Consider the following 12317-nt stretch of genomic DNA (forward strand, 5'->3'; position numbering starts at 1 on the left):
AGCCGCTGGTGCTGCGTCAGATGAGGAACTCGCCGAGCTCGCGGGCGACCGCTTCGGGCTCATCGAGCATCGAGAGCACGTACGCGCCGGGCACCTCCGCGTAGCGGGCGCGGGGCATGAGTGCGGCGAGGCGGCGGCCGTGTCCCGGGGGCATGACGCGGTTGTCCGGCGACCACAGCACGAGCGCTTCGCCCTGGAACCGGCTCAACGCCTCGGTGTCCTGGATGAGGCTCGGCCCGTCGAACGGGCCCCGGCAGTAGGCGAGAAGGTCGCGACGTACCCCCGGGTTGCGCAGCACGGGATCGGTCCAGCGCCGGACGAGGTCGTCCGGGACCGGGCGCCGCGCCATCTGGCCGAACAGTGGCGGAAGCCCGCGCAACCAGCCCACCCGGAGTTGGCGCGCCGCGAACCGCAGGCCACCGGGCACCCGGCTCGCGAGCTTCACCATCGCGCCTGGAAGCCCGGGTGGGAAGTTGTCGAACGCCTCGCACGGCAGGAAGACCTGTCGTGCCACGCGGTGGTCGAGGCCGCGCGCGGTCAGCAGCAGAGCGCCTCCCCAGTCGCTGTGCACGAGCGTTACGTCGTCGAGGTCCAGTGCTTCGAGGAAGTCGGCCACCACCCGCACCTGCCCGGCCAGGGTCAGGTCCGCGCCCGGGTTCATCGGCCGCCGGTGCGCGCCGAGCGGCAGGACCGGCCGCACGATCCGCAGGCCGCCCGGCAGGAGCGGGAGCACGCGATCCCACACGGTGTGGTCCATCAGCAGCCCGTGCAGCAGGACCACCGGCGGCCCGGATCCCGTCTCGTCGTACTCGATGATGCCGGCCGGTATCTCGATGCTGCGCATGCCGCCTCCTAGAACGATCATTCTAGAGAGACCGTTCTACCATGCTGGGGTGAAGACGGACCAGCGAATCGTGAACGCGATGGCGGAGCTGTTGCGGGTGCAGGGCTACGCCGCCACCGGAATCCAGCAACTGGCCAAGGCATCGGGGGCGCCCACCGGTTCGATCTACCACTTCTTCAAGGGCGGCAAGCGCGACGTCGCGGCCGCTGCGCTGCGCCAGACCGGCGCCACCTACATCGAGCTGCTGCCGCTCCTGCTGGACGGGCACGCCGACCTGGCGACCGGGATCGAGGCGGCGTTCGCCGCCGCAGCCGAAGACCTCGCGCGGACCGGCTGGGCCAACATGTGCCCGGTCGGCACCGTCACCGGCGAGATCGCAGACGTCGAGCCGCGGCTGCGCGAGGTCGCGGACGAGGTGATCGCCTCGTGGATCGACCAGGGTGGCCGCTATCTGGCGAGCAGGGGCCTGTCCGATGCCGACGCCCGCGCCGCGATGTACGCGCTGCTGTCCGCGTTGGAAGGCGGATTCCTCCTGGCCAGGGGGCAGCGCAGCACCGAGCCCCTGCTCGCCGCGGGTCGCGCCATGGCCGCGTACGTGGCGTCGCTGCCGGTGGCGGCCGCGGCGGACGGGTAGGCGCGGCCCGCGCGTCAGTCGCGGTGCAGGAAGTCCTGGATCCGCTTGCGGAGGTCCGTTCGGTCGTAGGTGTTCACCAGGGCTCCCGCCATCCGGACCGGGTCGCCGAAGAAGAAGTGCTCGTAGAGGTTCTGGCGGCCGGCGAACGACGAGGCGCTGGCGTCGAAGGCCAGCTTGAACAGGCGGACCCGCTCCGGGCCATCGATCGCCTTGCCCTGCAAGTACTTCTGCACGTCCGCCGCCGCGCCGCCGAAGACGTCCTGCTCGCCCGGCAGCGCCATCAGGCCGCTGGCGGCGAACTTGCGGACGATCTCCGGGAACCGCTGCGATGCCTTCGGATACCAGTTGCGGGCCGTGTTCAGCGGCGCCCACAGCGGGGTGTGCACGCCGAATTCGTTCGTCGTCGCCTGGGACTCCGCCGATTGCAGCAGGGCCTTGCCGATCTCCACCGCGCCGATCACCTCGGCGATGTCCTGCTGGATGTGCTGGAAGCCGTCGATGCCGATGGCGTCGGCCAGCTCCGAGAGCAGCCCCAGGAAGAACTCGCTCTTGGCCACCGTCCGCGTCACCACCTGGTGCGTCATGTGGGTGGTCGCGCCGGTCCGCGAGTAGAAACCGTTGCACAGCTCGGGATCGCGCAGCACGAACACCCGCTCGTAGGGCACGTGCACGTCGTCGAAGACCACGACGCAGTCGCTCTCCTCGAACCGGGACGCCAGCGGCTCGTCGAACGCGCTGCGGTTGCCGTGCAGCGGTTGGCGCGCCACGAAGCGCAGGCCCGGGATGTCGGTGGGGATGGCGAAGGCGAACGAGTAGGGCTCGTCCTCGGGGGTGCCGCGCAGCACGGTGGACGGGAACACCAGCAGCTCGTCGGAGATCGGGGCGATGGTGGCCAGCATTCGCGCGCCGCGCACGACGATGCCGTTGTCGTCCTCGCGCACCACGTGCGCCATCAGCGCGCCGCCGCCCTGCTGGCCGCCGCTGACGCTCCGGTTGATCTGCGGCGGGATCAGCGTGTGGGTGAGCAGCAGGTCTTCCTCGCGGACCTGCTGGTAGTAGCGCTCGATGTTCTCGCCGAAGGCGGGATCGGCCTGCGCGAACCAGGATTTCGCCCGGCCGAGCGCTATCAGCGAGCTGTTCAGGTAGTCGCCGGTGCGGCCGAGCATGCCGAAGGAGCGGTTCGCCCAGGTGCGGAACGCCTCGCGCCGCCGGGCGAGGTCCGCGCCGTTCTCGGGCACCAGGAACGAGGTGCCCACCCGGTCGCCGGAGGTCGGCGACGGGTAGGTGAGCACGTCCCGGAACTCGGGGCTGACCTGCATGTCGAACAGTTCGGCGTAGCTGCGTGCGACGCCGGCGAACGCGGGGTGGTGCGGGGTGCCGCCGATGGTGGTGTCGCCGTCGATCTGGACGTGGATGCGCCGCCGCGCGAGGTCGTCGAGGTACTGCCGTCCCGAACGAGCGCCCATGGTTCCTCCAGGTGGCGTGTGTGACTGCCGATTTGGGCAGCGCCTGTTCTTGATTCTGGTTCGCGTTGTTTCTTTTGAAGCGGCGCAGCCGCTTGGCCCACGTACGCAGCTTGCACCGCCATCCGCACCGCTACGCAAAATGAGTTCGGAGACAGGTGCTTTAGAGCAGGTGTTCCAGGCCGAGGGAGGGTTCGGCGATGGTGACGAAGCGACCGGCCGCGAAGCCGAGCAGGTCGCCGCCGCGGTAGGCGAAGTCGACGACCTCGCCGATGTGCAACGTGTGGTCGCCCGCTTCGCAGGTCTGCCACGGGCGGCACTCGAAGTGCGCCAGCGCGCCCGCCAGTCGTGGGGCCGCCCCCACGTCCAGCCAAGCAGGTTCCAGTTGCGGCCGCCCGGCGAAGTGCATGGCCAGCGCCTGCTGTTCCGCGCCGAGCACGTTGATGGTGAACGGCCGGCCGGGCAGCTCGCCGTGCGCCTTGGCGGCGCGCGCAACGCTCACGAGCACCAGCGGCGGGTCCATCGACACGGAGGTGAAGGAGTTGGCGGTGAAGCCGTGCCGCCCGGTCGCGCCGTCGAAGGCGACCACCGTGACGCCGGTGGCGAACATCCCGAGGCAGGAGCGGAACCGGCGGTGGTGGACATCGCCGGGTGAACGCGCCGTTTCCGGTCTTGGCATCTCGACCACCACCTCGTGCTCGACCGCGTTCCGCAAGCCTTGTGTTCTATAATCGAATTCGTTGTTCTCTTTTGGAACGCTAGTGGCGGGTGAGCGGCGGTACAAGGGGTGGGCGGCTATGTTCGCCGACATGGTCGAACGGGCGAAGAACGACGGGGCGCGGTCCCAGACGCTGTCGCGCGGCATCCAGGTGCTGGAGCTGCTCGCCGCGGCGGAACGGCCGCGCAGCATCGACGAAATCGCCGCGGACCTCGGCGTGCACCGCTCGATCGTCTACCGGATCGTGCGCACCCTGGAGGATCACCGCCTGGTGGCGCGGGATTCCGCCGGGCGTTGCGCGCCGGGCGCGGGACTGGCGGTGCTGGCGCACGGCGTCGCCCGCGACCTGCAGAGCGTCGCGGTGCCCGAACTCGCCGCCGTGGCAGCGGATTTGGCGATGACCAGCTTCGTGGTGGTGCACGACCACGGCGAGTGCATCACGCTCGTCAGCGTCGAACCCCGGCGCGCGGCCGGGACCGTGACCGAGCACCCGGGCACCCGGCACCCGCTGGAGCACGGCGCGCCGGGGGTTGCGCTGCTCGCGCTGCTGGGGGTGGAAGGGCTGGGGGAGGACGTCGCGGCGCGCGTGGCCGAGGCCCGTCGACGGGGGTACGCGACGAGCCGGGACGAGGTGATCCCGGGCCTTTCCTCGGTGGCCGTGCCGATCCCGTCGCGCGGTTCCTGTGCGGCCGTGGCCGTGGTCTACGTGTCGAGCGACCGGGAGCCCGACGAGCTGGCAGAGCGGCTACAGGCCGCCGCGAACGCGATCGGGGCCCAGGTCGGGTGACGGCAGCGTCTTCGGCAGGCCGGGGCGGCGAAGCGCTGCGCACAAGGCCGAAGCGACCAGCGAAAGCACCGCTGCGGCCAGCAGTGCGGCCGGGGATCCCCACTGCGCGACGACGATGGCGGCCAGGCCGATGCCGACCACGCCGCTGAGCGCCTTCGCGCTGTAGACCAGCCCGTGCACCTCGGCGCTGCGCTGCTCGCCGAAGTACTCGCGGGCCAGCGCGGCGAACAGCGGGTAGAACGCGCCGCCACCGATCCCCGCCGCCGTCGCACCGGCGATCAGCAGCGCGACCGATTCCTGCGAAACCGCTGCCAGCAGGAGGATCTGGCCGATGGCCTGGATCGTCACCACCCAGCGCAGCGTGCGCCGGCAGCCGATCCGGTCGGCGACCGGGATCGCCAGCGCCCGCCCGGCGCCGTTGGTCGCGACGAACGCTGCGGCGGCCGGAGCGGGCGCCAGAGCGGCGGCGAACAGCACCAGGAACGCCGCGTTGAACAGCGAAACCGTTGCGGCGCAGAACAAGCACGCGGCCATCATCGGGAGCACTGGCGTGCGCAGCGCCTCGGCCGCCGAGTACTGCCGCGCTGCCGGCGGTCTGGCGCGGGCCAGGGCCCATTCGCGGGGATCCAGGTGCGCGGGCCACCAGTGCCGCGGCGGGTCGGCCAGCAGCAAGCCGCAGCCGAGCACCGCGGCGAACAGCACGAGCGCGAAGACGTCCAGTGCCGCGGTCACGTTCCACGGCCCGGTGAGCAGGGCGAGGACGAACGGCACCGATCCGTACGCGAATGCTCCGGTGACGAACCCGACCCGGGAGGCGGCGCGCTCGGGGAACCACTTGGCCGCCGTCGAAGTGCACGCGGCGTAGACCAGCCCGGCGCCCGTGCCGCCGAGCACGGAGTACCCGGCGAGCAGGCCGGGGAAGGCGTGCGCGTGCGCCAGGCTGAGCACGCCGAGCGCGCAGAGGAAGGCGCCGGCGATCATCGCCGAGCGCGGGCCGGCGCGGTCGCGCTGCCGCAGGTGCGCCACCGGAAATCCGGCGCCCGCCTGGAAAACCGCCCACCCAGCCAGCGCCCAGAACAGGCTGCCGGTGTTGTGGCCGCCGGCGGCCAGCGCGGGAACCGCCGCGCCGTAGGCGTACTGCATGGCTCCGACGAGGAGCATCGGCAGCCAGCACAGCCACAGCACCGTCGTGCGGGAACGCCCGATGAGCTCGCGCGGCACTTCGCCCACCCGGTACCTGCGGCCGTGGTGGTCGCGGACCTCGAGGTTCGGCGTGTGCAGGCCGATCATCGCCCACCGCCCGCTCATGGCTGATCCGCCTCTCCGCGCTTCACAGTGGTGGTTGCGTTCAGCCCGATCTCCCGTTGCGTGGTTTCCCGTGGCTGGTTCGCGTCACGGTCCCCTGGGGCGCGGTTGAGGAGGGCTGAAGTTGACACAGGGCTGCTCATGCCTGCACCAGCCCCAGCCGGTGTGCCCCGGCGTAGACGTTCATGCTGGTGCCGCGCAGGAATCCGACCAGTGTCAAGCCGGATTCCGCGGCGAGGTCCACGGCCAGCGACGAGGGCGCGGAAACGGCGGCCAGCACGGGGATCCCGGCCATCACGGCCTTCTGCACCAGCTCGAAGGACGCCCGGCCGCTGACCATGAGCACCGTCGCGGACAGCGGCAACCGGTCCTCGCGCAGCGCCCAGCCGACGACCTTGTCGACCGCGTTGTGCCGCCCGACGTCCTCGCGCAGGCACAGCAGTTCGCCGCCGAGGCCGAACAGGCCGGCGGCGTGCAGGCCGCCGGTGCGGTCGAAAACCCTTTGTGCGGCGCGCAATCGGTCGGGGAGCGCGATCAGCACGGCCGGGTCCAGCGGGGCGGGATCGTCGCGGACCGGCCAGGTCGCGACGGTGCGGACCGCGTCGAGGCTCGCCTTTCCGCAGACGCCGCAGGAAGAAGTGGTGTAGAAGTTGCGCTGCAACGAGATCTCCGGCGGGGCCGTGCCGGGCGCGAGCGCCACGTCGAGCACGTTGTAGGTGTTCGCGCCGTCGCTGGTCGCGCCCGCGCAGTAGCGGATGCCCAGCAGGTCGCCGGTGCGGCGCACCGCGCCTTCGGAGACCAGGAATCCGGCCGCCAGGTCGAAGTCGTCGCCGGGCGTGCGCATGGTGATCGTCAGCGCTCGCCCGCCGAAGCGGATCTCCAGCGGTTCCTCGGTGACGAGCGTGTCCGGGCGTGCCCGGCGCGCGCCGTCGCGGAGGCTGATGACAGGTCGTCTGCTGGTCACGCGGCCCACCGGGCATCACCCATCCAGGTGCTACTGATCACATGAGCTTCACTATTCGGACAAATGACGGGATACTGTATGCACGAAAGGAGGTGAATCTGAATGCGGATACTTCGTTCCGTGCTGCGGCATTTCGCCGACCTGCCGCGCGGTTGCGCGGCGGACGGGCGCATGCTGGGGCTGGCCACGTCCGCCGCGATCGATTCCAGCCGCGCGGATCGTCAGCGATCCGGCGGCGCGCGGTCCGAGCCGGCTGCCCGGGAGCGCTGAGCCGCGGGCGCCGTCATCTCGGGGCACCGCGAGGCAGCAGCCGCTCGTGCACCCACACGAACCCGATCGCGAACCCGACGCTGATCAACGCCTGGTACGCCAGGAAGGCGAGCGGCTGCGGCGGCCAGTCGAACCGCTCGTCCAGGACCAGGCGGGTGCCCACGTCCTGGACGAGCCGGGCGACCGGGAAGGCGATCGCCCAGTACAGGGCCACCGGGGCGAAAGCGCCGCCGCGCAACACGCCGTGCTCCCGCAGGGCGCTGCAGCCCGCCCCGAGCGCGGCCAGCGGCAACGCCAGCATCAGGCCGGTGACCGCGGCCCACCCCGGCGGCGCCCCGCCGGCCAGCACGAGCGTCCCGGCGAACAACCCCGCTACCGCCCCGATCACCAGGCCCGGCGCGGACGTCCGGCTGCTGAAAGGCATGTCAGCTCACGACCACTCCGTACTCGACGAGGCTGTAGAACAGCATTCCGAGGTAGAACACCGCGCCGAAGCCGATGATCACGTTGCTCCACCACCGCGGTCGGATCGGGCGCGGCAGCATCCGGTTGTTCACCAGCAGCAGCACCACGCAGTAGGCGCCCATCGCGAAGGTGGACAGGAACGCGAGGACGTCCAGGATCGCGCCGGGCCCGTCCGCCGGGCCGAACAGCAGGATCAGGATGCCGAAGGCGATGACGCCCCACAGGAACGCCGCGTACAGGTGCGACATCCGGAAGCGCCGCGCGCCCGGCACGAAGTGGTAGGTCATGTCGGCCTGGCCGCGGGAGAACGAGTCGAACAGGCCCAGCGTGGCGTTCAGCCCGATCAGCGCGATGAACCCGAGGAACACCGAGCCCAGCACCGGGCCGCCCGCCGCCGAGAACGCGTCGGCCATCGCGCCCAGCGCGGCCTCCCGCTCCCCGGACTCGATCAGGTCGCGCACGCCGGGGTTCTCCCGCGCTGCGGACTGCGCCAGCACGGTGAACGAGATCGTCACCAGCATGGTGATGCCCCAGAACAGCAGCAGCGCGTCGAAGGTGACCCAGCGCCGCCAGCCCTTCCACTTGCGCATCTCGTCGGGATCGGTGGTGTCGAACATGAACCCGCGCGAGGGCATCGCCTCCTCGTCGCCCGCGTGCCGCAGGCCGCGGATGCGGGGGATGTGCACACCCATCCCGGCGCCCTTGTCGCGCAGGTGCAGCGTGTACCACATCTGCTGCATGCCGGACGGCCCGGCGAAGGCGATCGAGCCCACCACGATCGGGAACCACGACGGCGACATCGCCTCCGCCGGGAAGTACCCGAAGTGGAACATCCCGGTGATGGTGGCGGCCAGGTCCGAGAGGTCGCCGACCATCGCGGCGACCACCGCGGTGCCGACCACCAGCAGCCCGATCAGCACCGACAGCACGTTCTCCAGCAGGTTGTAGATCACCTTGGCCAGCGTGAACACCACGCCGACCAGCAGCAGGCCGACGCACGCCGACACCACCCACGGCACGCCGGTGATCTCCTCCAGCGCCGCCGCGCCCGCCGACAGGTGACCCGGCCAGATGTAGACGGCGATCGCGGTGACGAAGAAGAACCACATCACCGGCTTGGCCAGGCGTGCCGCGCCGGAGAAGATGCTCTCGCCGGTGGCCATCGCGTAGCGGGCCATCTCCAGCATCACCACGGCCTGCAGCGTGACCCCGATGAGGAACAGCCAGCGGATCTCGGGGCCGAAGACCAGCACCAGCCTGGGCCACATGTACGACTCGCCCATGCCGACCCCGAGCGCGACCAGGAACACCGTGGGGCCGAGCAGGTGGACCGACGGCGGCGACTCGGGCAGCTTGCGGATCGGCATCGGCTCCAGCCCGCCGGCCCGCCACACCTCGTCTCGTCCTATTACAGGTTCTGGATCTCTCCCGGGCGCTCTCTCAGCGTCCACATCGGACCTCCTTGCCCTGGTTGGACTTCTTCAAGCCGGTGTGATTCCCGCAGGACTCAGCCGAGGAGGCCGGCGGCTCGGGCCCACTGGTACTTGGCGCCCAGCACCGCGACGGGCTTCTCGGTCGTGTAGGGGTAGGCGACGATGCCGTGGTCGAAGAGGTACTCGGCGGCCTTCTCGACCTCCGTGTCACCGGCCAGCGAGGCCACGATCGGCTTGTCGACGCCGTCGGCGCGGGCTTCCTCGGCGACCCGCGCGGCGAGTTCCGCGAACACCATCGGCGGGGTGACGATGGTGTGCCAGTAGCCGAGGACGAGCGCGTGGATGCGCGGGTCCCGCAGCCCCAGCCGGATGGTGGCCTCGTAGGTGCTCGGCGGCTCGCCGCCGGTGATGTCGATCGGGTTGCCCGCCGCCCCGAACGGCGGGATGTAGCGCCGGAACTCCTCGTCGAGGTCCGGCGGGATGTCCATCAGCCGCAGCCCGGCCGCCACGCAGGCGTCCGACAGCAGCACGCCGGAGCCGCCTGCGCCGGTGATGATGACGACGTTCTCGCCCTTCGGCGTGGGTAGCACCGGGATGCCGCGCGCGTACTCCAGCATCTCGTTGAGCCCGGGCGCCCGGACCACGCCGGACTGCCGCAGGATGTCGTCGTAGACCTTGTCGTTGCCCGCCAGTGCGCCGGTGTGCGAGCTGGCGGCCCGGGCACCCAGATCCGTGCGCCCGGCCTTGAGCACCACGACCGGCTTCTTCTTGGTGACCCGCTGGGCGGCCTCGACGAAGGCCCGGCCGTCCTTGAGGTCCTCCAGGTGCATCGCCACGCAGTGCGTGTTGTCGTCCTGCTCGAAGAACGTCAGCAGGTCGTCCTCGTCCACATCGGACTTGTTGCCGAGCCCGACGATCGCCGACACGCCCATCTTGGTGGTGCGGCTGAAGCCCAGGATGGCCATGCCGATGCCGCCGCTCTGCGACGTCAGGGCCACGCCGCCGCGCACGTCGTAGGGCGTGCAGAACGTCGCGCAGAGGTTCTGCGGTGTGTAGTAGTAGCCGTAGATGTTCGGCCCCAGCAACCGGATCCCGTGCTTGCGCGCGACTTCCACCACCTCCGCCTGCAGCTCGTGGTTGCCGGTCTCGGCGAAGCCGGACGGGATCAGCACGGCGGCGGCGATCTGCTTCTGCCCGCATTCCTCCAGCGCCGCGGCCACGAACTTGGCGGGCACGGTGAACACCGCGACGTCGACCTCGCCGGGCACGTCGGTGATACTGCGGTGGGCCTTGCGGCCCAGGATCTCGTCGGCCTTCGGGTTGACCGGGTGGATCTCGCCCGCGTAGCCGCCGTTGATCAGGTTCTTCATCACCGAGTTGCCGATCTTGCCGTCCTCGTTGGAGGCGCCGATCACGGCCACGCTGCGGGGATTCATCAGCCGTTGCATCGCGTGCAGGATCTCCTCCGGCGAATGCCGGACCGGCGGGGCGTTCTCCTCGGTCGCCAGGACGATCCGCACGTCGGCGGCGGTGGCCCCGGCGGCGGTGGCGAACACCGGGTTGAGGTCGAGCTCGGCGATCTCCGGGAAGTCGTGCACCAGGTCCGAGACCCGGCGCAGCACGTCGGCCAGGGCGTCGGCGTCCACCGGCTCGCTGCCGCGCGCGCCGCGCAGCACGTCGGCGGCGGCGATGTCGTCGAGCATCGAGCGCGCCTGCTCCGTGGACAGGGGAGCGAGCCGGAACGTGACGTCCTTGAGGACCTCGACGAGCACCCCGCCGAGGCCGAACGCGACGACCTTGCCGAAGGTCGGATCGGTGGTGGCGCCGACGATCACCTCGTGGCCGCCGACCATCTGCTGCACCTGCACCCCGGCGATCGCCGGGTTGTCGGTGAAGGCGTGCGCATTGGCGAGGATCTGCGCGTAGCCGGCGCGGACCGCCTCGTCGCCGCTGACGTCCACGAGCACGCAACCCGCGTCGGTCTTGTGCAGGATGTCCGGCGAGACGATCTTCAACGCCACCGGGCCGCCGAACTCCCGCGCCAGCGACACCGCCTCGTCGGCGCTGGTCGCAAGGCCCTCCCCGGCGGTGGGGATGCCGTAGGCGTCGCAGAGTACCTTCGCCTCCGGCGCGGTGAGCGCCGCCCGGCCTTCCGCCCGGACCGCGTCGAGCACCTCCCGCACGCGGGCACCGTCGTAAGCCATGCTCAGATCACCCCGTTCGCCTTCAAATCGGCCAGTTCGGTTTCGCCGATGCCCAGCCGGTCCCGGAAGATCTCGGCGGTGTGCTCGCCGAGCAGCGGGGAGCGGTCGACCCGCACCGGGGAATCGGACAGCTTGATCGGGCAGCCGACGGTCTTGAACGCGCCGCGCTCCGGGTGGTCGACCGTGACGATCATGTCGTTGGCGGCCAGCGACGCGTCCGCGATGATCTCCTGGGTGGACAGGATCGGCCCGCACGGGATGTTGTGCTCGTTCAGGGCCGCCAGCACGGACCACTTGTCCAGGCCGAGTGTCCACTCCTCGATCATGCTGAACATCTTGTCCAGTTTGGACAGCCGTGCCTCCGGCGTGGCCCAGTCCGGGTCCTCGACCAGCTCGGGCCGCCCGATCAGCCGCGCGATCGGCGCCCAGCCCTGCGGCTGCACGATGACGTAGATGTAGTCGTTCGGGCCGCCGGGCTTGCAGCGCACCGCCCAGCCGGGCTGGCCGCCGCCGGAGGCGTTGCCCGAGCGCGGCACCTCGTCGCCGAAGGCGGCGTTCGGGTACTCCCGCAGCGGGCCGTGCGCGAGCCGCTGCTGGTCGCGCAGCTTGACCCGGCACAGGTTGAGCACGGCGTGCTGCATCGCCACCGAAACACGTTGCCCCCGGCCGGTTTCCGTCCGCTGCAGCAGCGCGGCGAGGATGCCGGCGACGGTGTGGATGCCGGTGCCGGAGTCGCCGATCTGCGCGCCGGTGGCCAGCGGCGGCCCGTCCTCGAAGCCGGTGGTGCTCATCGACCCCCCCATCGCCTGGGCGACGACCTCGTAGGCCTTGTAGTGCGTGTACGGGCCGTCGCCGAAGCCCTTGATGGAGGCGTAGACCAGCCGCGGGTTGATCTCGCGCAGCCGCTCCCAGGTGAAGCCCATCCGGTCGACGGTGCCGGGCCCGAAGTTCTCCACCAGCACGTCGGAGCCGGCGACGAGTTCCGCGAAGATCTCCTTGCCGCGCTCGGACTTCATGTTCAGCGTGATGCTGCGCTTGTTGCAGTTGAGCATGGTGAAGTACAGGCTGTCGGCGTCGTCGACGTCGCGCAGCTGGCGGCGGGTGATGTCGCCGGTCGGTGCCTCCAGCTTCACCACGTCGGCGCCGAGCCAGGCCAAGATTTGCGTCGCGGACGGTCCGGATTGGACATGCGTCATGTCCAGCACCCGGACACCTTCGAGTGCACTCATG

Annotated in this window: 12 protein-coding genes; 3 read left to right on the forward strand and 9 right to left on the reverse strand. The window is 70.8% G+C overall.

The window, feature by feature from the left end; all coding sequences use genetic code 11:
- Positions 1–16 precede the first annotated feature (16 nt).
- Entirely contained in the window at positions 17–844 is an 828-nt protein-coding gene (locus AC07FN_RS07015) for an alpha/beta fold hydrolase (RefSeq protein WP_478394763.1), read from the reverse strand.
- A gap of 49 nt (positions 845–893) precedes the next feature.
- On the opposite strand from AC07FN_RS07015, the gene AC07FN_RS07020 reads away from it, so the two are divergent.
- Positions 894–1478: a TetR/AcrR family transcriptional regulator gene (locus AC07FN_RS07020; protein ID WP_478394764.1), complete on the forward strand. Its 585-nt coding sequence runs from the start codon at positions 894–896 to the stop codon at positions 1476–1478.
- 14 nt (positions 1479–1492) lie between these two features.
- Here the strand turns inward: AC07FN_RS07020 and hpaB are convergent, their stop codons facing one another.
- Together hpaB and AC07FN_RS07030 are read right to left on the reverse strand one after the other, a co-directional pair.
- On the reverse strand, positions 1493–2944 hold the full coding sequence (gene hpaB / locus AC07FN_RS07025; RefSeq protein ID WP_478394765.1) for a 4-hydroxyphenylacetate 3-monooxygenase, oxygenase component: 1452 nt from the start codon (positions 2942–2944) through the stop codon (positions 1493–1495).
- A gap of 160 nt (positions 2945–3104) precedes the next feature.
- Entirely contained in the window at positions 3105–3656 is a 552-nt protein-coding gene (locus AC07FN_RS07030) for a flavin reductase family protein (protein ID WP_478394766.1), read from the reverse strand.
- Positions 3657–3750: 94 nt separating this feature from the next.
- Here AC07FN_RS07030 and AC07FN_RS07035 point away from each other — a divergent pair, with 94 nt between their 5' ends.
- Positions 3751–4446: an IclR family transcriptional regulator gene (locus AC07FN_RS07035; RefSeq protein ID WP_478394767.1), complete on the forward strand. Its 696-nt coding sequence runs from the start codon at positions 3751–3753 to the stop codon at positions 4444–4446.
- On the opposite strand, the gene AC07FN_RS07040 is transcribed toward AC07FN_RS07035, so the two are convergent.
- Together AC07FN_RS07040 and fdhD are read right to left on the reverse strand one after the other, a co-directional pair.
- Positions 4405–5754, reverse strand: a complete 1350-nt coding sequence (locus AC07FN_RS07040) for an MFS transporter (protein ID WP_478394768.1) — start codon at positions 5752–5754, stop codon at positions 4405–4407. The genes AC07FN_RS07035 and AC07FN_RS07040 overlap by 42 nt on opposite strands.
- A 136-nt stretch (positions 5755–5890) precedes the next feature.
- A complete protein-coding gene (gene fdhD / locus AC07FN_RS07045) occupies positions 5891–6724 on the reverse strand; it encodes a formate dehydrogenase accessory sulfurtransferase FdhD (RefSeq protein ID WP_478394769.1) in 834 nt (277 codons plus the stop codon).
- A gap of 93 nt (positions 6725–6817) precedes the next feature.
- Between fdhD and AC07FN_RS07050 the strand changes: the two genes are divergently transcribed.
- On the forward strand, positions 6818–6985 hold the full coding sequence (locus AC07FN_RS07050; RefSeq protein ID WP_478394770.1) for a hypothetical protein: 168 nt from the start codon (positions 6818–6820) through the stop codon (positions 6983–6985).
- A 13-nt stretch (positions 6986–6998) separates the two neighbouring features.
- Here AC07FN_RS07050 and AC07FN_RS07055 read toward each other — a convergent pair whose 3' ends face one another.
- The 4 genes from AC07FN_RS07055 to frc are packed head-to-tail and all read right to left on the reverse strand — an operon-like array spanning position 6999 to position 12316.
- Positions 6999–7409 carry a hypothetical protein gene (locus AC07FN_RS07055; protein WP_452614101.1) on the reverse strand — a complete coding sequence of 137 codons (411 nt, stop codon included), beginning with the start codon at positions 7407–7409 and terminating at the stop codon, positions 6999–7001.
- 1 nt (position 7410) lies between these two features.
- Positions 7411–8901 (reverse strand): Nramp family divalent metal transporter, encoded by a 1491-nt coding sequence (locus AC07FN_RS07060; protein WP_478394771.1) that lies wholly within the window; start codon positions 8899–8901, stop codon positions 7411–7413.
- 56 nt (positions 8902–8957) lie between these two features.
- Positions 8958–11087, reverse strand: coding sequence for an acetate--CoA ligase family protein (locus tag AC07FN_RS07065; protein ID WP_478394772.1), 2130 nt, complete (start codon positions 11085–11087; stop codon positions 8958–8960).
- A gap of 2 nt (positions 11088–11089) precedes the next feature.
- A complete protein-coding gene (gene frc, locus AC07FN_RS07070) occupies positions 11090–12316 on the reverse strand; it encodes a formyl-CoA transferase (RefSeq protein ID WP_478394773.1) in 1227 nt (408 codons plus the stop codon).
- Between the last annotated feature and the right edge of the window lies 1 nt (position 12317).

The sequence above is a fragment of the Saccharopolyspora sp. NPDC045941 genome (genome assembly GCF_056431445.1).